General features: G+C 70.6%; 19 protein-coding genes. 9 read left to right on the top strand and 10 right to left on the bottom strand.

Annotation, left to right across the window (positions count from 1 at the left end; all coding sequences use genetic code 11):
- Nucleotides 1-30 precede the first annotated feature (30 nt).
- The 7 genes from ACSNN8_RS14245 to fxsT form a co-directional block, all read right to left on the bottom strand.
- Entirely contained in the window at nucleotides 31-1,737 is a 1,707-nt protein-coding gene (locus ACSNN8_RS14245) for a hypothetical protein (protein WP_436649652.1), read from the bottom strand.
- Nucleotides 1,738-1,878: 141 nt separating this feature from the next.
- Nucleotides 1,879-4,011 (bottom strand): galactose oxidase-like domain-containing protein, encoded by a 2,133-nt coding sequence (locus ACSNN8_RS14240; RefSeq protein ID WP_436649651.1) that lies wholly within the window; start codon nucleotides 4,009-4,011, stop codon nucleotides 1,879-1,881.
- A 277-nt stretch (nucleotides 4,012-4,288) separates the two neighbouring features.
- Nucleotides 4,289-4,762 carry a hypothetical protein gene (locus ACSNN8_RS14235; RefSeq protein WP_436649650.1) on the bottom strand — a complete coding sequence of 158 codons (474 nt, stop codon included), beginning with the start codon at nucleotides 4,760-4,762 and terminating at the stop codon, nucleotides 4,289-4,291.
- Nucleotides 4,763-4,776: 14 nt separating this feature from the next.
- Complete coding sequence (locus tag ACSNN8_RS14230; protein WP_436649649.1) at nucleotides 4,777-5,430, bottom strand: hypothetical protein; 654 nt, start codon at nucleotides 5,428-5,430, stop codon at nucleotides 4,777-4,779.
- A 158-nt stretch (nucleotides 5,431-5,588) separates the two neighbouring features.
- Nucleotides 5,589-6,362 (bottom strand): hypothetical protein, encoded by a 774-nt coding sequence (locus ACSNN8_RS14225; protein WP_436649648.1) that lies wholly within the window; start codon nucleotides 6,360-6,362, stop codon nucleotides 5,589-5,591.
- A gap of 88 nt (nucleotides 6,363-6,450) precedes the next feature.
- Nucleotides 6,451-6,759: a hypothetical protein gene (locus tag ACSNN8_RS14220; RefSeq protein ID WP_436649647.1), complete on the bottom strand. Its 309-nt coding sequence runs from the start codon at nucleotides 6,757-6,759 to the stop codon at nucleotides 6,451-6,453.
- A gap of 82 nt (nucleotides 6,760-6,841) precedes the next feature.
- A complete protein-coding gene (fxsT, locus tag ACSNN8_RS14215) occupies nucleotides 6,842-9,685 on the bottom strand; it encodes an FxSxx-COOH system tetratricopeptide repeat protein (protein ID WP_436649646.1) in 2,844 nt (947 codons plus the stop codon).
- Nucleotides 9,686-9,981: 296 nt separating this feature from the next.
- Between fxsT and ACSNN8_RS14210 the strand changes: the two genes are divergently transcribed.
- The 6 genes from ACSNN8_RS14210 (at nucleotide 9,982) to ACSNN8_RS14185 (ending at nucleotide 13,143) form a co-directional block, all read left to right on the top strand.
- Entirely contained in the window at nucleotides 9,982-10,506 is a 525-nt protein-coding gene (locus tag ACSNN8_RS14210; protein WP_436649645.1) for a hypothetical protein, read from the top strand.
- Between the two features lie 14 nt (nucleotides 10,507-10,520).
- Complete coding sequence (locus ACSNN8_RS14205; protein ID WP_436649644.1) at nucleotides 10,521-10,847, top strand: hypothetical protein; 327 nt, start codon at nucleotides 10,521-10,523, stop codon at nucleotides 10,845-10,847.
- Nucleotides 10,848-10,853: 6 nt separating this feature from the next.
- A complete protein-coding gene (locus ACSNN8_RS14200; RefSeq protein ID WP_436649643.1) occupies nucleotides 10,854-11,648 on the top strand; it encodes a metallophosphoesterase family protein in 795 nt (264 codons plus the stop codon).
- Nucleotides 11,649-11,682: 34 nt separating this feature from the next.
- Nucleotides 11,683-12,120, top strand: a complete 438-nt coding sequence (locus ACSNN8_RS14195; RefSeq protein ID WP_436649642.1) for a YbaB/EbfC family nucleoid-associated protein — start codon at nucleotides 11,683-11,685, stop codon at nucleotides 12,118-12,120.
- Nucleotide 12,121: 1 nt separating this feature from the next.
- Nucleotides 12,122-12,436 carry a type VII secretion target gene (locus ACSNN8_RS14190; RefSeq protein WP_436649641.1) on the top strand — a complete coding sequence of 105 codons (315 nt, stop codon included), beginning with the start codon at nucleotides 12,122-12,124 and terminating at the stop codon, nucleotides 12,434-12,436.
- A gap of 101 nt (nucleotides 12,437-12,537) precedes the next feature.
- The gene (locus ACSNN8_RS14185) at nucleotides 12,538-13,143 is read left to right on the top strand and encodes a WXG100 family type VII secretion target (protein WP_436649640.1); all 606 of its coding nucleotides are present in this window, start codon (nucleotides 12,538-12,540) and stop codon (nucleotides 13,141-13,143) included.
- 16 nt (nucleotides 13,144-13,159) lie between these two features.
- On the opposite strand, the gene ACSNN8_RS14180 is transcribed toward ACSNN8_RS14185, so the two are convergent.
- Together ACSNN8_RS14180 and ACSNN8_RS14175 are read right to left on the bottom strand one after the other, a co-directional pair.
- Nucleotides 13,160-15,487: an FtsX-like permease family protein gene (locus ACSNN8_RS14180; RefSeq protein ID WP_436649639.1), complete on the bottom strand. Its 2,328-nt coding sequence runs from the start codon at nucleotides 15,485-15,487 to the stop codon at nucleotides 13,160-13,162.
- On the bottom strand, nucleotides 15,484-16,173 hold the full coding sequence (locus ACSNN8_RS14175; RefSeq protein WP_436649638.1) for an ABC transporter ATP-binding protein: 690 nt from the start codon (nucleotides 16,171-16,173) through the stop codon (nucleotides 15,484-15,486). Before ACSNN8_RS14175 ends, ACSNN8_RS14180 begins: the two co-directional genes overlap by 4 nt.
- 139 nt (nucleotides 16,174-16,312) lie before the next feature.
- On the opposite strand from ACSNN8_RS14175, the gene ACSNN8_RS14170 reads away from it, so the two are divergent.
- Together ACSNN8_RS14170 and ACSNN8_RS14165 are read left to right on the top strand one after the other, a co-directional pair.
- On the top strand, nucleotides 16,313-17,122 hold the full coding sequence (locus ACSNN8_RS14170; protein ID WP_436649637.1) for a sensor histidine kinase: 810 nt from the start codon (nucleotides 16,313-16,315) through the stop codon (nucleotides 17,120-17,122).
- On the top strand, nucleotides 17,119-17,793 hold the full coding sequence (locus ACSNN8_RS14165) for a response regulator (protein WP_436649636.1): 675 nt from the start codon (nucleotides 17,119-17,121) through the stop codon (nucleotides 17,791-17,793). The genes ACSNN8_RS14170 and ACSNN8_RS14165 overlap by 4 nt, the downstream gene beginning before the upstream one ends.
- Here ACSNN8_RS14165 and ACSNN8_RS14160 read toward each other — a convergent pair.
- Nucleotides 17,783-18,964, bottom strand: coding sequence for a cytochrome P450 (locus ACSNN8_RS14160; RefSeq protein WP_436649635.1), 1,182 nt, complete (start codon nucleotides 18,962-18,964; stop codon nucleotides 17,783-17,785). The two genes, ACSNN8_RS14165 and ACSNN8_RS14160, sit on opposite strands and share 11 nt — an antisense overlap.
- Nucleotides 18,965-19,130: 166 nt before the next feature.
- Here ACSNN8_RS14160 and ACSNN8_RS14155 point away from each other — a divergent pair, with 166 nt between their 5' ends.
- Nucleotides 19,131-19,940 carry a hypothetical protein gene (locus ACSNN8_RS14155; protein WP_436649634.1) on the top strand — a complete coding sequence of 270 codons (810 nt, stop codon included), beginning with the start codon at nucleotides 19,131-19,133 and terminating at the stop codon, nucleotides 19,938-19,940.
- Nucleotides 19,941-19,950: the final 10 nt, after the last annotated feature.

The raw sequence follows: 19,950 nt of genomic DNA, 5'->3' as shown, positions 1-19,950 counted from the left end.
GCAGAGACGGGGCTGTTGCGCATTGTGCGGTCAGGGACGGGCGGGGCAGACGACCAGACCCTTCGGCGCGGGGACGCGTGCGGCGGCGGAGCAGTCGAAGCGGCCGGCGATCAGGCCGCGTACCTCGGGGCTCGCCCGTTTCCACGGGAACCACCCCGGCTGCAGCACCAGATACCCGGCGCGGTCGTCCTCGGTCAGGCAGCGCAGGTTGTCCTGGTAGCTGGGGTAGTCCCGCACCCGCTTGAAGTGCGCACCCCGCTGCAGCCACTGCGGCGACGGGTACCGGCAGGTCGACGGGTTGCGCAGCAGGTAGTTGATCGATCCGAACGCCAGGTACAACACCGGAGTGTCCGCACCGATGCGCTCGCGCAGGGCGGCGTAGCCCGGCGCGGACGGCCGCTCGTTGTGCAGCGCGTAGTTGTAGCCGCTGAAGGCCAGCGGCGCGGTCGGCAGCGTGGCCAGCACCAGCGCCGCGATCAGCGCGATCGCCCCGGCCTGCGGAGCAACCAGCGGCGTGGCCCGGCGCTCCAGCGTCCAGGTGGCAACCGCGGCGAGCACGGCGGCTGCCAGGTAACACAGCGATACGGCCGTGACGTTCTCGCGGCGCCACTCGGGCGACTGTGCGAGCAGGACGAAGCTGGCCACGGCGAAGACCACTGTGGTCACGAACAGCGACGTACGAGCCCCCGGGCACAGGCCGAAGGCCACGCCCCACACCGCCGCGGCGAGCACCGGAACGACCGCGTAGTGGTACATGTAGAACTCGCCCTGCCCATAGGCGGACGCCACCGACAACCCGCCCGCGACCACGGCGACCGCCGCACCGATCCAGCGCGGCCGGCCCGGCGGCAACCGCCGGACCAGAGCCGTCGCGGCGGCGGGCGCCACCGCCACGACAGGGCTCAACAGGGCCACGTCGCCCAGCCCCACCAGCAGCAGGTGGAAGTCCTCCCACCGCAGACCGTGGTGAATCGGCGAGTCCGCGACCAGGTTCGCCTGGTCGTCCAGCCACGTCCACTCCCACGGCAGGAAATGCTTGGTCGCCACGTACCAGAGCACTGTGGACCCGACCGCGGCCACGGCAGCCCAAGCCGCCCGGCGCACGCTCAGCACCCCCACGAGCAGCAGCGCCAGCAGGGTGATCGGCACGGTGGCCAACTTGACCGCGATCGCCAAGAACGCCGCGAAGCCACCCAGCACAGCACCCAGCCACACCCGCCGGGGAGCGCACGCCGCACCCACCGCCAGCACCGCGAACATCGCGGCCACCCAGTCCGGCTCCAGGAAGTGCCACTGCGGCGCGATGATCAGCGCCAGCCCAGCAGCGGCCGCCACCGCTGCCGCCGCCCGGACGTCCAGGAAGCGCCGCATCCCGAGGAACAGCACCGCCGCGACACCCGCGACCACGATCGCGGTCTCGATCCGGATGACCGCGTGGGCCACCCGCAGCGGCGCGTCCACCACAGGCGCATCGAGCGCGGCCAGCAGGAGGCGGTACGCGACCGGACGGGCCACGAACACGTCCCAGATGCTCACCCCGGTCTTGCCGGCGGTCTCCATGCCACCCAAGGCGTACGTCACGTCGTTGTTCAACGCCGACCAGACGCTCACCCCGACGGCCGCGACCGCGGCCAGCGCGACAGCCGCCCACCCCGTCAGCCGCCGACCGGCGCGAACCGGCTGAGGTCGCGCGATCCGCGCGGTTACGTCATTGCCGACGTGAATATTCGTGGTCATCGAGCAGGCATTATGCCAGGCATCGATCGACGACCAAGGCTCTGCTTCCCATGCCCACGGTTGGCCCCGCCGCCGCCGGGCAGTCGGCGCAGCTGACCCGCGGCACCACACGGCGGCCGCCCGGGCCCGGCGTCGGAATCGCTACCAGCTCCATTTCTGCAACGCGTTGCCGTTACACGTGGCGAGCAGGATTTGCGCGCTCTGCGCCGATGATGCGGCGGCCAGGCACAATGTGGTCTTGCCGAGCGGCCGGATCGTGCCGTCGGCATTGAACTGCCACGTCTGCGCGACCGAGGCATTGCACTGGTACGCCCAGATCCGCCGGCCCGCCACGAAGGTGCTCGACGGCACGTCCACGCAGTTGCCGAGGACCCGCAGCGATTTGTCACCGGGCAGCCGCGTCAACGCCTGGGCCTTGCTGTTGTTGCAGGTGTAGCCCTGCAGATAGGTGCGGATCGCCAGGGCCGACGACGGCACGTCGAGGCACCGGCCGGTGCTGTTCTTCACCGGGCTCAGCACCGGATTCGGTCCCTTTGCCACCTGCACCATCCTGGCGACGGAAGGCACGCCGGCCGAGTCGATGAGGAACAACATGTAGAAGCCGGGCGGTGCCACGCCGCCGTTCGGCGGGCCGGTGACCGTCAGCGTCGTACCGGAAGCGGTGAATTTCAGCGGGACGTAGCGCTGGCCCTGGTCGACGCCGTGGGTGACGTCGCTGAGGCCGACCAGAGCGACCTTGCGGATGTCCGCCGACTGCGGGGAAGTGACCGCGAAATTCGTGTTGACGCTCACGCCGGCCGGGGCCGTGGAGATGACCGGCCGGGTGGCGAGCTCGCCGCTGCCGTCCTTCTTGTAGAGATACGGCGGGGTGAAGTACTCGACGTTCTTCTCGAGATAGCCGAACTTGGTGCAGTCACTGCAGATCCCGCCGCCGCCGGTCATGACGCGCCCGTCGGGCAGCAGCGCGGCGGTGGAATGGTATTGCCGGATGCGGCTCGCACTCGCGAGCACGGTCCATTTCCCGGTCGCCGGATCCCAGCGCTCCGCGGCCGTCGCGGCGTTGTCGAGGTCGACCAGGCTCGACGTCGCCGCACTGGTCATTCCGCCGGTCGCCAGCACCGAACCGTCGGCGAGCAGGCTTGCGTTCATCTGCCGCCGGGCGATCGACATCGAGCCGGTCGAGGCGACGGTCGGCGCCACTCCGGTGCCGGTGCTCAGGACGACGGCGGTTTTGGTCGGCACTTTCGCAACACCGTTCTCGGTGATGTTTCCACCGCCCACGACGAGCGACTTGCCGATGTCGTAAGTGGAGAAGCTGCCGTAGTCGCGGTAGATGCTGTCGCGCGTGACAGTTGCCGTGACGACGCCGTTTCCGGCGGTCGTGAGCGTGTAGCCGGCCGTAGCGGGACCGTAGAGCCCGAGCTGGCCGTCCGGACGCGAGCCCATGAATGGATAGGTCCGGCCGGCGTATTGCGTGAAGCCGGTCAATGCCCGAATGGCGCCGTTGGTCTGATAGACCTCCGGGGTCGCGGGACCACCACCGACGATGACCTCCTCGCCGTTCGCCGTTTCCGCCACCGACGGATACCAGCGGGCGGCCGCCATGTCCTTCCCGCGGGTCCAGGTCTCCGCCTGCCAATTGAAGACGTACGTGGTGACCGTGCCCTGGAGCTTCGCGTTGGCATTTCCGCCGGCGACGAGGATGTTGCCGTTGCTCATGTGCGCGAAGCCCGCACAGAAGATGTTGGTGCCCTGGAGGTCGACCCGCTTGTACGTGTCGTCGGCCGGGTTCCACACCATCGCCCGCGTGAAGGTGTGGTCGGGATACGACTCGGCCGCGTTGTCGCCGACGGAATCCCAGATCAGCACCTTGCCGTTGGGCAGCACCGCCTCGAACACCGGGACGACCGGTGTGCTGACGACGGAGCCCCACGACCCGGACAGGCCCGGATCGGCGGCCACCCGGACCTTGGTGCGGGCAGTCCCCGGGCGTACGCCTGTCGCCCGCTGGATGCGCGCCGCGTTCTGCGCAGTCTCCTTCTCGATCACGCTGATGGGCGTGCCGACAAGGTCCTGCGCCATGTGCTCGCGGCTGTCCTCGTGCCCGTCGGCATGGTCGTGATCGTGATCGTGGTCGTGTGTCGCGGCTGTCTGTTCGACGGCGCCGGCCGCCCCGACGCCCGAAATGCTGGAAAGAAGCAACCCGGACAGCAGCCCGGAGACAATGAGGTATCGCCGATTCCGCATTGACGGGATCCCTTCGCGCACGGCCATCGACAGCAACTCGAACCCATTACGGACAGAACACGGCCACCCCAGCGGTAATCGTTGGGAGATGGGCTGCTGCGCCGAGTACGGGCGCCGTCTGCCTGATGCGGGCTAGGGGCTCAATCTCCCCTAATATAGTTGTCCATCAATGCATGTGAGTGGCACGCTACGGTGGAGTAGCTTCGCCATCCGGGTCGAGGCCACCAACCGAACGGCTGGCTCGGGTGAGCAACAGGACGGACGCATCGACGTCGGCCGCCGGGGTGCCCAGCGTTCCGTCCGCTCAAGCGGTAGCCCGCGGCCACGGCCACGGCCACCGGTCCCCTACGGCCCGCGGGCTGAGGTAGGGGCCGGGCGCAACGGTGAACCACGGATACAGCGCCCGCATCCCGGCCCGGATCTGCTCAGCCGGCAGTCCCTCGATTTCGGTGTGGTAGTTCGCGAACCGGTACAGGTGGTACACGGCCTTGTAGCCGTGGGTGGCAGGCCAGTCCTCGCGGAGCCCGGCCAGGTCCTCGACGGTCCAGCCGCGCGTGACCAGCCGCGTCATCATCGACAGGACGTTCGAGTCGTGGTCGGCCACGTCGAACTGGGCGTACACCTGCCGGGCCTGCAGCAACGGCTCCATCGAACCGGCGTCGACGAGCCTGTCCACCATCAGGTCCATATCAGGGTCGATACCAGCCGGCAGGTCACGCCTGAGCATGGCCATCATCCGCTCACGCAGGGGTGTGTCATCGCCCGTCACGGTGGTCATGATCGCAGCCCGTATCAGCTCCAGCCACTGCTGCCAGCACCTCGGATCGGACTGTTGAGGCTGCGCCGTTCCTTCGGTTGGTGAGGAGGTGGCAGTCTTCGGGCGACTGCCTGTTCAAAGCGTTCCCAGGCTCCCTGGGTGAAGGGATGGACCCCATCGAGAATCAGGTCGGCGACGTACCGTGCCTCGTCGCGTGTCCGGGCCGCCTCGGCTGAGGTGATCCATTCGCGGCTGACGGCGTCGTCAAGTTCGTCGTCGTCGGCAATGCCGACGGTCCTACCGCACCGGCTGAGCCTGGGGCGAGGATCGGCGCCAGGACGCGTGTCGTCGTCCGGCAGGTGCCAGAGGTCGAGCTCGAGATCCACGAAGCTCCACACGTCCCCGCCTCGCGTCATCGGACGGGACAAGTCGACGGTGATCCCGGTCCGGGGCGTGTGCCTCCAGGCAGCGACCCAACCGCCCTGATGTGGTGCGAAGTACAGGACGGGGCAGCCCGGTTCCTCGGGGACCCCGGAGAAGCACGTGGCCTCGCGGCCGTCGGCCCACCGACCCGTGTACGCGGTGCCTTCGGGATGAAACAGCCAGGAGCCGGCCTCGTCGTCACCGAGGTGATAGGTGAGCCAGCTACCCGCGTTGCCGTTGAGCTTCTGCTTGACGAGCTTCAACACGCGGGGCATCAGCCCATGTCCACGGCGAGGTGGGCCGGCGTAATGACCGGATCACGAGAATGGCGTTCATCGGTCACGACCAATGACGATACGGCCGACCACACTCACATTGGCAGAGGCCTATGTCCGATCGGGTGACCCTCGGGTCAGGAAGTGGGTCACATGGCCGGCGCGGGGACCAGCCGGGTGCTGCGGCGGCTGCCGGCGAAGACGCCCGCGGGCAGCAGGTGGTGGAGCTCGGCGGCGCGGGCGGCGGCTTCCCCGGCCGTACGGCGCAGGCCGCGGGCGGCGCGGTCGGCCGCCCCCGCGTCGCGCCAGGCGTCCTGCTCCGCCTGGGCGGACATCTCGTAGCGGCGGCGCCGGTAGTCCGCGGCGGCCCGGTTGATCACCAGCTCCTGCTCGACCGGGTGCAGGCGGGCGTCCCAGCCTCCGCGGCCGGCGAGGGCGTCGGCCAGCGCGACGGCGGGCAGGTCACCACGCTCGACGGCGGCCGCCACCGTACGGTGCAGGAAACGCTCCCGCGACGCGTACTCGGCGCAGGTCGGCACGGACCACAGCGTGCGGAACGCGGCCGCCGCCCGGCTGTCCCGCAGCCGCGCGTCGGCGTCGAGCCACGCCTGCCAGTCCGCGGCCTGCTGGGCGTCGGCGTCCTCCCACCGCTGCCGCCACTGGCCGGCCGCGGCGTCCGCGCGGGCGGAGGCGACGCGTACCTCCGCCGCGAACCGCACCGCCTCGACGGCCTCGTCCGGGGACGGGCCCGCCGGCTTCTGGCGGCGCAGCGCGGCGAACAGTTCGCGCAGGGCACGCCCCGGCTCCCTCAGGACCTCCGGGTTGCCCAGCAGCAGCACCGCCGGGACGGTCAGCACCAGCAGCGTTCCCCAGATGACCAGCGGGGTGGGCTCGGTCAGCAGCATTTCCGCAACCACGTTCATGACGGCAATCCATCCGCGTCGTCTCTTCGCCGTCGCAGGAGTGCGCGCGGCGTGCTGAGACCGCCGCGGCTTCAGAGTGCGCGGACGGTCAGACGGCGGCCGCGGGCGGCGCGCGGGAGCTGCGGACGAACGGGGAGAACTGGTCGGACAGGGGCGTCGAGCGGTCGGCGACGCCGGGCTCGGCAGGTGCGGGAGAGTCGGTCGAATCCGGTTCGTCCTCGGCAGACGCGGTAGCGGACGACGCTACGGCGTGATGCGCGGCTGTGGCCGCGGAGCTGCGCGGGGAACCGGTGACACCGGGAACGGCCAGGCCCTGAAGGGCGCCGAACAGCGCCAGGACCATGACCAGGAGAACAGGCAACGCCCGCAGCACACTGCGCCGGGGTCCGTTTACCATGCCCGAAATGTACCAGTTACTCGATCATGGTCCTGTTCGCCACACCAGCGGCGAGTCGCCCGCCCGGCGCCCCGGCGTCCGGTCAGGTCGGCGGCGGCTCGATGTCCCCCTCGAGGCGGCGGCCCGCGGCGGCCTCCAGCACCTCGGGATGATCCTCGCCCAGCGACTGCCGCAGCCGCTCCAGCGCGTCGTCGAACAGGTCGGTCGCGCGCTTCTCGTCGCCCGCGGCACGCACGTCGTGGGAGAGGTTGACGATCCGCATCAGCACGTACGGGTGGGCGCCCGCGGCGCGGCTCAGGTCCACCATCTGCTCGGACAGCAGCAGCGCCTCCGCGGTGCGCCCGGCCGCGGCGTAGTCGGTCGCGAGCGAGGTGCCCGCACAGATGGTGTACGCGTGCCCGGGCCCGAGCTTCTCGACCAGGCGGCCGTACGCCGTCTCGTCGATCTGCCGGGCGCTCTCCCAGTCGCCGCCCGCGCGCAGCAGGATCGCCTGGTTCACCTCGGCGGCCAGCGTCAACGGGTGGTCACGGCCGAAGTCCTTGCGGTAGCGCAGCAGCACGTCGTCCATCAGCGTCGCGGCCTCGTCGCGTTCGCCGATCTGCCGCAGCGCGTTGGCCAGGCTCATCGCCGCCACCACCGCGTGCTCGTGGTTGGCGTTGAGCGTGCGGAGGGTCCGGTCGTACGCCTCCCGCATGGCCCGGACGGCCTCGTCGAGCCGGCCCGCCTTCCGCAAGGTGATCGCGTAGGTGCGCTGGGCCATGAGCGCGAGCGGGTGGGTGTCGGCGATCAGGCGCTGCTGGACGGGCAGCCACTCCTTCAGCCGGTCCAGCGCCTCGGAGTAGCGGCCGAGGCCGTAGTAGTCGCGGACCAGGTTCATGTTGACCCGGAACACCTCCACGTCGAGGGCGCCCGCGCCCTCGAAGTGCAGGGCGATCTCGCGGTCGAGGGCCGCCGCGGCGTCGAACTCGCCCATCAGCCGGTGGTCGACGGCCACGTTGCTGACCACCCGCAGCGTGTAGACCTCCTCGTCGCCGAAGACCTCCCGGTGCAGCTGGGCGCTGCGCTGGTCGAACTCCAGCGCCTCCCGGTACTGCCCGTCGATGCGCATGACGTGGCCGAGCTGGTTGCCCGTGATCAGCGTGTATTCGTGCCGGGGGCCGAGCGCCGGGTTGTTCACGAACCGCTCGTACGTGTCCCTGATGATCTCGGCGGCGCGCTTGCTGTCGCCCAGCTGGCGCGTCGCGTTGGCGACCTGCGCCCGGGCGAGCAGCGTCGCCTGGCCGTCGGGTCCGAGCTGCCAGTCGGACGGGTCCTCCGCCGCCCACTCGGTCGCGGCGCGGGCGGCGAGCGCCCGGCTGCCCTCGTAGTCGCCGGTGATCCAGAGGAACCGGGCGTGGTCCAGGACGGTCTGGCGGCCCTCCGGCGTACCGGAATGGATCATGTCGGCGGCCTCGAGGTGCGGGCCCATCTCGCTCTGCACGTCGAGGTTGCCGACCTCGTCGGGGTCGCCCGGTTTCGCCGCGGCGAGCAGGTTCTGCACGTTGCGCAGCGTCTGCTCCCGCTGCGCGGGCTCGAGCGTGTCGCGCAGCACCCGCTGGACGAGCCGGTGCACCTGCAGGCGGGCCGACTTGTCGCCGCTGGCCGACGCGGGCCGGCTGACCGTCTTGGCCAGCCCGTAGCGCCGCAGCTCACGTACGAGCCGTCCGGTGCGGATCGGGTTGCCGAGCGCCTCACGCAGCGGCGACGACAGCTGCGCGGTGCCGCCGCGGCCCAGCATCGACTGCCGGATCCCGTCGCCGCCGAGAAAGGCGAACAGCGCGAACAGCTGGGCGGTCGCCTCGTCGATGCTGCGCAGTTTCTCCATCGCGACCGCGACGAACGCCGCGACGGTCAGCGGATAGTCCGGCGGCTGGCCCTCGTTGAGCAGCTCGATGCGGTGGTCGAGCAGGTCGATGTACTCCCGGACGGGCATGAGCGTCGCCAGGTACCACGCCGAGGCCTGCTCGAGCGCCAGCGGCAGGTCGCCCAGCTTCTCGGCGAGCTCGTCGGCCTCCTCCACGGTGATCATCGGTACGCCGTCCGGGTCGACCGCGCGCTTGGTGAGCAGCTGGATGCTCTCGTCGCGGCGGAAGACGTCGACCTCGATGGCGATGCCGGTGGTGCTCCACTCCGCGTTGCGGGTCGTCACGATCACGTGCCCGCCGGTCGACGGCAGCAGCGGGGTCAGCCGCGCCGGGTCGTCGGCGTTGTCGTAGACGAGCAGCCACTCGCGGTCGCTGCCGGCCAGCCAGTTGAGCACCGTGCGGGCCGTCTCCTGCTGGTCGTCGGCGATCGGCAGGTCGAGGCGCTGCGCGAGCTGGGTGAGCGACGCCAGCACCGAGGAGATCTGCTCGGCCGGGATCCACCAGATCAGGTCGTACTGGTTGAGGTGGCGGTGCACGTACTCGCTGACCAGCTGGGTCTTGCCGACGCCGCCCATGCCGTTGAGCGCGGGCGGCAGCACCGAGGTGGTCGAGTCCTGCGCGAGCGCGCGGCCCAGCCGGTCGAGCAGCTCCACGCGGCCGGTGAAGTTGCGGTTGCGCAGCGGGATCTCGCCGACGATCCGCTCCTCGGGCCGGTAGACGTGCGCCCGGGCGGACGACGACCGTACGGCGGTCAGCTCGGCGAACCGGCGTGCCGCCTCACCGCCGTGCCGGGCCAGGATGATCGTGCCGAAGGCTCGCAGATCGGCCGGCGCGTCGAGCAGCAGCTCCACCAGCGCAGTCAGATCCTCCGCGGCGTCGTCGGACCGCTCGAAGACCAGGTCGCGGGTCAGTTCCTCGCTGAGCTCGGCAATCCTGATGTCACGCGTCGCGCGGCTCTCGAGGCCCGGCACCTCGAGGAGTACGTCGATGAGGCGCCCGCGGGAAATCTGCAAGTCCGACACAGCTTCTCATTTCCGAAGCGCGGATGGATCCCTGAACCTGGAGGATATCGGAGTCCCCGCGCCTCGGGGTATCAGCGGAAACGCCGCATGGTGCGACGCCTTGTCGCCCGCCTTTCCAGCGCGGTCGGCGACGCTCTCGACCGCGGAGCCGGCCGATGGCGCCACGGCGGTACGGTCGTGACCGACATCGATGGAGGCAGGCGTTGACTCCGAGATCCCGCGGTCACGGCAGTGGCGGCGACCAACCACCTTCCGGCGGCCGGGGCCGCCGAGGCCGGGGTGGACAGTCCGGCAGCGTGGAGCGGAACGAGGGCCGGACCCGCGAGGTGTTCCGGCACGGACGACCCACGGCCGCGGGCAGCGGCTCCCCTACCTCAACCGGATCCCGCTCACCCTCGTCCGGCCAGCCGCAAGGCGTGCCGTACGGCTTCCGCGACTTCGGGCAGTTCCGCGAGTTCGCCACCCGGTTCCGGGACCGGATGCGCGAGCTCTATCCCGACCTGGACATGGGGTTCCAGGGCAGTTCGGTCACCGGACGCAGTGCGGAGACCGGGGCGCCTTTCGACGAAGGCCGGATCAGTGACTACGACATCGCGATCAGCGGCGATTCGATCAACCGAGCGGCTCAGGAGAACGGCGTGCCCTTCCGCGGCGACGGCGTGTCCACTGGACCGTTGAGCGAGCGCGATCTGGACCGGCTGGGGCTCGACGACATACTCGAGGACGCAGCGGCCGAGACGGGTCGGGAGGTTCACGTCATGATCTTCCGTACGATCGAAGAAGCCGCCGGCCGCAAGCCGACCATCAAAGTCTGGTTCTGAACGGGAAGCACACAGTGATCTACGACGTGTACGGATACGGCGAGCCCACCCTCGACGATCAGCCCGGCAGGCTCGCCGAGGCCCTCGGGGTGGAGTGGATCACGCACGAGAGCGACTACCGCGGCATCTACTTCGCGGCGCGGCCGCGTACCGGCGCGGGCAAGCTTCGGCTCCAGTCCAATGACCTGCGCGACGGCGACGCCGAGTATCACCAGGAGCCCGACTTCCCGGAATACCGCTACCTGTTGTTCGTCGACAAGTTCGACCGTCCCGACGAGGTGCGGGCCCGGCTGGCGTCCCTCCCGCAGTGGCGGTTCCTCTACCGCAGTGTCGTGGAGTAGCAGCCGATGCGGCTGATCGGCACGCGGACGCATCGGCTCGCGACAGTTCCGTACCGGGCGGCCGGTCCCGGCGGGGCCCCCCAGAACGTCCAGCTCGAGGTCGACCATGTGCGGGTCGACGAGCTTCCGGTCGGCTGCGACGCGTTGCTTGCCGCCGGTGACCTGCAAGGGGTGGCGCCCTCGCCGCTCGGCGGCGATCCCGTGCTGCTGGGTATTGCGCTCGCCGACTACTTGGGGGTGTGGGCGGAGAGCGGGTTGCTGCCGCCGCCCGATCGGGTAGGCGTCCTGCTCACCGGCGATCTGTACTCGGCGCCCGGTGCCGATCGGCGCGGCGCCTCCGGCCCGGTCCTCGACGTCTGGCTCGCCTTCGCCGCCGCAGGATGCCCGATGGTGTTCGGTGTCGCCGGCAATCACGACGAGGTGAGCGCCGAGCAGGTGGCGGAACTCGGCCGCGATGTCGCACTGCTGGACGGCGACCGTCGTGGCTTCGGCGACGTCATGGTCGGCGGTATCTCGGGGATCGTCGGCGATCCCGACCGTGCCCTCCGGCGTACGGAGAAGGATTTTCTGGCCCTACTCGGAAGGCTGACCACGCCCGCGGCTGACGTGCTGCTCATGCACGAGGGGCCGACCGGCGACCGGGCGGGCCAGCTGGGCCGCGCGTCGGTACGCAGCGCGCTCGAGCGGCGGGCGCCGGCGTTGACGCTCTGCGGGCACGTGCACTGGGCCGAGCCGGTGGCCGTCCTCGGCGACGGGCACATCGTGAACGTCGACGCTCGGGCGGTTGTTTTCACGACGTGATCCATTTCTGGTGGTCGTTGTTACACTCCGGCGCATGTCCGAGGTTTCCGACACTCAGGCCTTCCTGGATCCGGACGCGTCCCGCGAATACCTGGGGTCCTGGAAAGAGAACGTCGACCGGATGGCGGCGCGGGCCGCGGCCATGAGCGCGCAGATGGAACGGCTGCGCGTCACGGCACGGGACGGGAACGGACTCGCCGAGGTCACCATAGATTCCGCCGGAGTGCTGGTCGGCCTAGAGCTCACCGACCGTATCCATCGATTCGAGCCGGCGGTGGTGGCTCGGGCGGTGATGAGCGCGCTGCGCGAGGCCCGGGCGCGGGCCGCCGACCGGGCGCACGACATCGCGGTCGAGACGATGGGCCCCGATTCGCTGTCGGCGCGTACGATCGCCGACCGATTGCGTCACACCTTGGAGCAGCCGGACGACGGGCGGCCCAACGAGCACGAGCCCGTCGGTGAGGGGTACTGACGTGTCCGACGCCTTCGAGGTGGATTCGGCACAGCTTTTCCGGCACGCTGCCAACGTTCGCGCGGTGCGCGACCAGCTCGCGGCGATCAAGACCGCGAGCGGCGCGATCTCGCAGGACGACACCGCGTACGGCTTGCTGTGTGGGTGGATGTCGGCAGTCCTCGAGCGCCGGCACGGCAGTCAGGGCGAGCTCTACACGTACGTCGAGGAAAACCTTCAACTGCTGGCCGAGGCCCTCGACGCCACCGGCCGGGACTACGACGCCGTCGACAGCGAAGCACAGAGCAGGATCCGAGCCGCCGGCGGACTGGGCTGACCATGGTGTCGAACACGTCCCTGGTGGCCACATCGACGACGACCCGAACTGCGTACACCGGCATATCCCTCGCCGACGGCTTCCAAGGCCTCCATCAGTCGGTGCAGGGCGGCAGCTGGGTCGACAGCATGCTGGCCGGCGGCTCGCTCGTGGGCGACGCCGCGGCGACTGTCATCGACCCGTTCAGCGCCCTGCTGGCCAACGGGCTGGGCTGGGTGATGGAGCATTTCGAACCGCTGCGTGAGGTGCTCGACAAGCTGACCGGCATCCCCGACAAGGTCACGGCGCACGCGCACACGTGGGCCAACATGGCCGGCGCGCTCCGGACCATGTCCGAGGACCTCCAGTCGAGCCTGGCCGCCGACCTGCCCGGCTGGGGCGGCACTGCCGCCGAGTCGTACCGGGCGATGATGACCAACAACGTGGACGGGCTCGGCGGCCTGGCGGTCCTGGCCGACACCATGTCGGCGGCCACCCAGGCGGCAGGCAACCTGGTGCAGTTCACCCGGGACGTCGTCCGCGACCTGATCTGCGACTTGGTGGCGCGGGTGATCGTGTGGGCCGCCGAGGCGCTCGCGATCGTCACCATCCCGGTGGTGACCGCGCAGATCGTCGCGGCGGTCGCCAAGTGGTCCGCCCGGATCTTCGGTTACACCGGCGCACTGATCAGCAGCCTGGAGAACCTGACCGCCCTGATGGAGGACTGAGGCAAGCATCGGCTTCTCATTCGTTGCGCAGTGCCTGGGCGATGGTCAGCCGGGCCGCCGAGCGGGCGGGCAGCAGCGCCCCGAGGACTGCGATTGCCACACCGGTCAGGATCAGCACCGTCACGGTTCCGGGCGACCAGACCTCGAGGACCGACCTCGGCAGGGTGGTCCGGGCGGCGCTCGCGGCCATCGGCACGACCAGGCGGTGGGCGAGAATGCCCAGCGGCAGGCCGATCAGGCCGCCGATGACGCCCAGGGCGGCCATCGAAGTGACCATCATGGACACCACCTGCCTTGGCGTCATCCCGATCGATTTAAGCATGCCCAGGTCGCGGCGGCGCTCCAGCACATTGAGCGCGACCGTGTTGAGCACGCCCAGCGCGGCGACGAGGGCGAGCAGCGCGCCCAGCACCGTCGAGAAGCCGGTCACGATGATCGCGAAGCTGCCGGTGCCGGTGTTGTTCCACGCGTCCAGGCCGCCGTCGGCCGTCTGCACGGCAGCGACGTACCGGTCGAGGTCCTGACCCGCGGTGAGCTGCACCTGGTAGAAGTAGTCGCTCGGCTCCAGCCGCGGTTGCGGCACCACGCTGCGGAACGTCTGCCACGGGACGAGCAGACCGGGCGCGCCGGAGGGCCCCCGAACCGTCTCGCCGACGATCCGCAGCGTGCTGCGCCGGGCGCCGGACTCGACGGTGACCGAGTCGCCCACGTGCAGCCCCCGCTCGAGCAGCACATCCGACGGGGCGATCGCCTCGTCCGGAGCGGAGATCCAGCGTCCCCGCAGCAGGGCCGCGCGGTAGCCCAGCCCGGCGACGTCACCGCGGAAGAAGTTGACTCCGATGGGTTGGCTGCTGCCGAGCACGGGCAGCTCCGTGTTCGCGAACACGCCGACCCGGGCGGTGCCGGGCAGGCCGCGCAGCAACTGCTCGACCTCGGCGTCGCTGCGGCTGGTCGGGGTGCCGAACGTAGCGGCCAGGCCCCGGACGCCGATGTCGCCGGCGAGCTGGTTGCCGACCGCGGTGAACAGGTCGAGCGTGCTGCTCAGGCCGGTCGAGAAGGTCACCGTGGTCACGCCCAGCAGCAGCGCCGCCATGGTCAGCGCGGTCCGTCCAGGGCGGGCGAACGGCAGCCCCAGGCCGAGGCTGACCGGCCGCGGCAACCGGGAGCCGTTGAGCGCCCGCTGAACACGCAGCGCCCGCCCGCGCCGCTGCGCGCTCCCTGCGCTGATCGCCTCGGCGGCGGAGAGCCGGTGCGCCCGCCCGGCCGGAATCAGCGCCGCGACCAGGACGATCAACGGCAGCCCCACCAGCCCGGCCAGCCAGACCCACCAGCGGACCTGGGTGTTTCCGAAGCCGAAGTCCCGGAAGGCCGAGCCGATCAGCTCCTTGCCGCCCAGCGCCCCGATCACCGTGCCGGGCACCGCGCCGCCCACCGCCGGCACGGACACCATCAGCAGGTAGACCGCGACCACCTGCCGGGGCGTGAACCCGACCGCCTTGAGCACGCCGATGTGCCGGAACCCGGAGATCACCGCGCCGCTGACCACGTTGCCCACGATCAGCACCGCGACCAGCAGGCCCAGCACGCCGAACGTGGCGAGCAGCGGCAGGTACGTGCCCAGTTCCTCGGCGGCCTGTTCCTTGACCGAGAGGTACGGTTCGGCGGCGAGCAACGCCCCGCCGGGGAGCCCCGTGGTCACCCCGGCGAGGCGCGCGTCCACCGCGTCCCGCGTCGACACGTCGCCGGCGAAGCGGTACAGCATCTGCCACCCGGTCGGGTGCAGCGCCGTCATCTGCTCCGGGGTGACCCAGCCGCCGGCGGACCGGCTGATGCTCTCCGCGAAACCGACCACCCGCAACGTGACGCCGCCCGCGGTGACCGAGGTGATCCGGCCGAGTGCGCCACGGTCGAAGTACGGGTCGTACGGAGCAGCCAGCACGATCTCGCCCGGAGCGGACGGCCAGTGCCCCCGCCACAGGTCGATCCGGTCGACGGCGCCGGACGGATCGGCGCGGCCCACCACCGTCAGCGGGGTGCCCGCCAGGATCCCGGCCTCCTCGCCCGGCGTCAGCGTCACCTGGCCGAACGGGCCCGCCGCGGCGGTCACCCCGGTCCGCGCCGAGGCCAGCTGCGACTCGGTCACCCGGGAGTTGTCGAAGGCGGCCACCGCATGTGCCCCGCGCACGGCGGTGAACGCCCGGTCGAACGGGGCGGACGAGGCGTCGAGCAGCGCGAGCGACACCACCGTCGTCGCGCTGCAGAGCAGGACCACCAGACCGATGAGGAAGGTCTGCAGCCTCCGGCGGCGGACGGCGGCCCGGGCCGCCCGCCACACCGCCCTCACAACCGCTCCAGGGTGGACTCGCGGGCGACGCGGCCGTCGCTCATCTCGATCAGCCGGCTCGCGCAGCGGTGCGCCAGCCGCTCGTCGTGCGTGACGATGAGCAGGGTCTGGCCGATCTGGTTGAGGTCGAGGAGCAGGTCCATCACCTGGTCGCCGGCCTTGGAGTCGAGCGCGCCGGTCGGCTCGTCGGCCAGCAGCAGGGCCGGCCGGTTCATCAGGGCGCGGGCCACCGCGACCCGCTGCCGCTCGCCGCCGCTGAGCGCGGCCGGGTAGACGTTACGCCGGTCGGCGATGCCCAGCTCGTCGAGCAGCTCCAGGGCACGGGCGCGGGCCGGCCCGGCCTTGCTGCCGGTCAGCTGCGCGGCCAGGGCCACGTTGTCCAACGCGGGCAGGTCGTCCAGCAGGTTGAAGAACTGGAAGATCATGCCGAGGTGGTGCCGGCGGAACAGCGCGAGCCGCGTCTCGTTCATCTCGTCGAGGCGCTCGCCGTGCACCTCGATCGTGCCGGCGGTCGGCCGGTCCAGCCCGGCGATCATGTTGAGCAGCGTCGACTTCCCGCAGCCGGACGGTCCCATCACCGCAACGGCCTCACCGGGATGGATCTGCAGGGAAATGCCATCGAGAGCGACGGTCTCCCCGTACTCCTTGCGTACGCCGTCGAGGCGTACCACCGTCTCTGTCGTCATAGCCGAAGACGCTAACGACGCCGTACGCGGACGGCATCGGACCGTCGATGGACGTCGGCCCGCCGTAGTCCCGGGGATGTATGCGCGCTAGGCGTCCGGGATGATGTGCCGGTCGCGCCGTTCTGACAGGGTGAGAAGCGTGGGAACGGTGGTGCTGTCGGTGGCGCTCGTGGTCGCGTGCTCGGCCGCTGCCGCGCTGGGCGTCCTGCTGGTGCGCTCCCGCCGCCGGCACGCGGCCGACCTGGGTGAGCGTGGCTGGCTGCTGGAACGCGAGCGGGAGTCCGCGGCGCAGGCGGCGGTCGGCGAGGAACGCGCCCGGATCGCCCGCGAGCTGCACGACATCGTGAGCCACAACGTCAGCGTGATGATCGTGCAGACGGCTGCCGCGCGCGAGGTGATGACGTCCCTGCCCGAGACGGCGCACTCCGCGCTGGCCGAGGTGGAGAAGGCCGGGCGGACCACGATGACCGAGCTGCGTACGCTGCTCGGCCTGCTGGCCCCGGACGCCGACGGGTCGGACACCGCGTTCACGCCACAGCCCACGCTGAGCAGCCTCGGGCCGCTCGTCGATCGGATCGCGTTCGCCGGCCTGCCGGTCGAGGTGCGTCTGTCGGGCACGCCGCGCCCCCTGCCCACCGGCATCAACGTCACGGCGTACCGGATCGTGCAGGAGGCGCTGACCAACGCGCTGAAGCACGGCGCGGGCGGCAAGGCCGAGGTGCTCATCCGCTACACCGAGCGTGCGCTGCGGGTGGAGGTGCTGACCACCGGTTCGAGCGTGCTCACCGGCGGTTCCGCGCGGTCGGCCACCGGCGGGGACGGCACCGGCGCCGGTCGTGGCCTGCTCGGCCTGCGGCAGCGGGTCGCGGTGTACGGCGGAGACCTCGACGCCCGGCGCCGGCTGGGCGGAGGGTTCCGCGTACGCGCCCGGATTCCCGTGGAGGGGTGAGGAGCTTGCCCAGAGCGCTGATCGTCGACGACCAGGAGCTGATCCGTGCCGGTTTCCGGCTGATCCTGACCGCCCGGGGCATCGACGTGGTCGGCGAGGCCGGCGACGGCGCCGAGGCCGTCGAAGCCGAGCGTCGGCTGCGCCCCGACGTCGTGCTGATGGACATCCGGATGCCCACCATGGACGGTCTCGAGGCGACGCGGCGCATCCTGGCCCGCAGCCCGAAGTGCCGCGTTCTCATGCTCACCACGTTCGATCTGGATCGGTACGTCTACGCCGCGCTCGCCCTGGGGGCCAGTGGCTTCCTGCTCAAGGACGTGACCGCCGACCACCTCGCCAACGCCGTCCGCCTGGTCGGGACCGGGGACGCGCTGCTCGCCCCGTCGATCACACGCCGGCTGGTGCAGCGGTTCGCCACGACGCAACCCACCCTGCACCGCGACCTCTCGCCGCTGACGCCGCGCGAGACCGAGGTGCTCGCGCTGCTCGGACGGGGACTGTCGAACGCCGAGCTGGCCGAGACGCTGACGCTCAGCGAGGCGACCGTGAAGACCCACGTCGCCCGGATCTTCGCGAAGCTGGAGCTGCGGGACCGGGCGCAAGCGGTGGTTCTGGCGTACGAGACGGGCCTGGTCACGCCGGAGCCCGGCCCGGGGTCGCCTACGCCGTGACGGGCAGGCACGCCACCGACATCGAGATGCCGGTCTCCCGATGCACCAGGCCGTCGTGCAGGCGGACCTCCGGGGGCAGGACCCGCAGCAGGGTGGTGGTCACGTCCGCGACGAACTGCTCGGCGCCGGCCTCGCCCTGGCAGCGATGGTCGCCGACGCCGAAGGCGAGGTGCTTGGCGTTCCGCGGGCGCCGGGGGTCGAAGCGGAGGGGATCCTCGAACACTGCCGGGTCGAGGTTCGCGGCGGCGTAGCTGATCAAGCACGGCCGACCGGCGTCCAGCGTCTGCCCGTCGAACGAGACCGGCCGCCGGGGCACGACCATGCTCGCCGGGAAGACGATCCCTCGGCGACCGGCCTCGGCCACCAGCAGCTCGAGCGCCGCGGGATCGTCGAGAACGTCCCGGGCGTACGCGTACTCGCCCGTCTCGAGCAGCATTCCCACCAGGCTCGCCGTCTGCGTCGCCTGTGTCTCCGAGCTGACGGCCAGCAGCCACAGCTGACCGACCAGATGGTCGGCGCTGAACTCCTCGGGCCGCAGGCGGTGCAGGTCGCCCAGGTGCCGTGCCAGGCCGGCGGGCAACTCGTCGTACCCGTCGACGACCAGCGACAGGATCTTCTCCGCCTCCCGGTCGCGCCGGATCCCGAAGAAGCCGCCGGCCGCGGCCACGTGGTCGCGGGTCAGTTCCCGCAACCGCCGGACGTACGGCAGCAGCACCGGCGCCTGCATGGTGTGCTCGACGACGACCTGCATCGACACCGCGTAGATCACTCGGCTGAGGTCCCACGGCGGCGGCTCCTGCAGCAGTTGCCGCGTCAGCCGTTCCGTCAATTCGCGGGTGTATCGACGAGCCGCCGGGCTCGATCCCCGGTTGATGCCGGCCAGGGACTGCCGGGCCCGACGGTGCTCCGCGCCGTCCAGTCCCCACGACGCGTAGAGGGTGCGGTGCCGCAGCTCGGCCGGGATCACCGCGAACGGCACCACCCGGCTGAACGCCGCGTCCGCGTTGAGCAGCGCGGTGCGTACCTCGGCGTACCGGGTGACGACCGGCAGTTGCGCCTCGGCCCGGAACGGTCCGGGCGTGAAAAGGTGATCGCTGCCGGTGGGCCATTGCGACGGCGGAAGCCATTGCGCCCGCTCGGTGGCCGGCATCGGCGACATGTCCACGCTCATGAAGGTCTCCGATCAGGACACCGGCGGAGACAACTTTCGTACTGAAAAGTAGTCGCTCGGATACGGCTTGTGTTCCACTGATCGGTCAGCCGGGTGGCCGCGTTCGGCCGGGATATTTCTCCACGCTCGCTGACTTCAGCCGACAGCGCAAGAAAGGATCTCCGAGGTGAGCACATACATGGCGCACACTCTTACCGAGGCGGATCAAATCGAGCGTCCCGATCTCACCGGCGAGGCCGCCCATGACGAGGTCTGCCGCTGGCTGGGATTCCATTCCGGCCCTACCGTGACCGACGATATTCCGGCTCTTTCCGGCATGTACCTGCATCTCGCCGGCATCCTTCGTGCCGAGCTTCCCGAGTTCGCGTGCGCGACCCCCGGAGCGGCGTTCGTGGTCGAGGGCTGGGAGCAAGAGTCCGAGGTCACGCGGCAGCTCTACGATCCGGAGACCGGCCTGCTGCCCCAAGCCATGCGCGCCACGAAGGTCGGCTCGGTGAACCATCGTGACCTCACCTTGGCCGTCGCGCTCGCCGCCGACCTCGATCAGTTGAAAGGCTGCGGTCTCGATCCGGAACGCCTCGAGACTTTTGCCGGTCTGTTCACCCAGGTGCAGTACTGGCCGGGCTCCAGTCCGTTCACCGCCCGGATCTTCTGCCGGGCGATATCGGAATCCGACGGACAACGCTCGGTACCCGTCGGACTCGTCGGCGAGTTGGCCTTTCTGCAACCCCTCGACAATGGCCGGACCGACCTCGTGACCTTCGAATGCTGGATCAATGAGAAGATCTGCACACGGGTCACCCGCGAGATCATCGCGCCGTCCATTCGCGCCGCCGCCGATCAGCTGCGGCTCGGCTCCGTCGATCTGCTGCCGTCGCGCACCGTGCGAGCCGATCTGCTCAGCATCATGCTGCCGTCGAAGGGCTCCGCCTTTGTGGCATCCGATCCGGACTGCTCGGCGCCGGGTGATTCGTGACGCGCCTTCC

It is taken from the genome of Actinoplanes sp. URMC 104, assembly GCF_051386375.1.
Taxonomy (GTDB): Bacteria; Actinomycetota; Actinomycetes; order Mycobacteriales; family Micromonosporaceae; genus Actinoplanes.
This window is presented reverse-complemented; position numbering and strand designations above follow the sequence as displayed.

What these genes read in the sequence shown, in the direction of transcription:
- ACSNN8_RS14245 (WP_436649652.1), bottom strand. Translation starts at nt 1,737, where the DNA reads ATGACCACGAATATTCACGTCGGCAATGACGTAACCGCGCGGATCGCG.
- ACSNN8_RS14240 (WP_436649651.1), bottom strand. Translation starts at nt 4,011, where the DNA reads ATGGCCGTGCGCGAAGGGATCCCGTCAATGCGGAATCGGCGATACCTC.
- ACSNN8_RS14235 (WP_436649650.1), bottom strand. Translation starts at nt 4,762, where the DNA reads ATGACCACCGTGACGGGCGATGACACACCCCTGCGTGAGCGGATGATG.
- ACSNN8_RS14225 (WP_436649648.1), bottom strand. Translation starts at nt 6,362, where the DNA reads ATGAACGTGGTTGCGGAAATGCTGCTGACCGAGCCCACCCCGCTGGTC.
- ACSNN8_RS14220 (WP_436649647.1), bottom strand. Translation starts at nt 6,759, where the DNA reads ATGGTAAACGGACCCCGGCGCAGTGTGCTGCGGGCGTTGCCTGTTCTC.
- ACSNN8_RS14200 (WP_436649643.1), top strand. Translation starts at nt 10,854, where the DNA reads ATGCGGCTGATCGGCACGCGGACGCATCGGCTCGCGACAGTTCCGTAC.
- ACSNN8_RS14195 (WP_436649642.1), top strand. Translation starts at nt 11,683, where the DNA reads ATGTCCGAGGTTTCCGACACTCAGGCCTTCCTGGATCCGGACGCGTCC.
- ACSNN8_RS14175 (WP_436649638.1), bottom strand. Translation starts at nt 16,173, where the DNA reads ATGACGACAGAGACGGTGGTACGCCTCGACGGCGTACGCAAGGAGTAC.
- ACSNN8_RS14160 (WP_436649635.1), bottom strand. Translation starts at nt 18,964, where the DNA reads ATGAGCGTGGACATGTCGCCGATGCCGGCCACCGAGCGGGCGCAATGG.